The organism is Streptomyces durbertensis (assembly GCF_014156695.1).
Lineage (GTDB): Bacteria > Actinomycetota > Actinomycetes > Streptomycetales > Streptomycetaceae > Streptomyces > Streptomyces durbertensis.
The window spans coordinates 1-786 of sequence record NZ_WMLF01000879.1; the positions used below are offsets into that span (position 1 = coordinate 1).

The 786-nt window shown below is 78.8% G+C and carries 1 protein-coding gene; it reads left to right on the forward strand.

All coding sequences use genetic code 11. The features are described from left to right. A partial coding sequence (locus GL263_RS28725; RefSeq protein ID WP_228456883.1) for a glycosyltransferase occupies positions 1-762 on the forward strand: 762 nt, incomplete at its 5' end. Between the last annotated feature and the right edge of the window lie 24 nt (positions 763-786).

Below are 786 nucleotides of genomic sequence, written 5' to 3' on the forward strand. Positions count from 1 at the left end.
CACCTGGCCCCACGACCCGACGACCCCGCCCTCCCGCCGCCCGTGGTGTTCGAACGGCTCGGCGGACCCGCGGCGCCCACCCTCGCCGAGGCGTACGCGGGCGCCTCCGTAGTGCTGCTCTCCAGTGCCGTCGAAGGCTTCCCGCCGTCCCTGGTGGAGGCCATGTTCTGCGGCCGGGCGACGGTCTCCACGGACACCGGCGCGGTCCGCGAGGTCATCGGCGGCACCGGGCTTGTCGTGCCGCCGGGCGACCCCCGCGCGCTCGCCGAGGCCGCCCTGGCACTGCTGGGCGACCCCGGTCGCCGGGCCCGCCTGGGCGCCGCCGCCCGCGCGAGAGCGGTGGAACTGTTCACCGTGGAACAGAACGTGACGGCTTTTTGTGGCATTTACCTGGAGCTGATGTCCCGTCATCCGGTGCGGGCCGGCGACGACCGGCCGGAGCCGGGCGGGACGGCGCGGCCGTTCGAACGCACCGCGGACAGCGCGACGGCGGACAGCGCGACGCCGGACAGCGCGGCGGCGGACAGCGCGACGCCGGAGAGCGCGACGCCGGCCCCTGGAACGGCGGACCGGAGGAGGGCGGAGACCGCGCGCCCGACGGCGCCGACGCCCGGCGAGGCGCCCGGTGGGGCCGGGTCGGCGACCGCCGGCCCCCGCCGACGGGTGCCGAGCTGGGCGCGCGAGCCGTCGGCCGGTCCGGTCGTTCCGGTCGCCGCCGGCGCGGCGGCCGCCACCGGCCGGTGGGAGGGGACGCCGGAATGAGCCCTCCCCACGTGCCCCCCACCC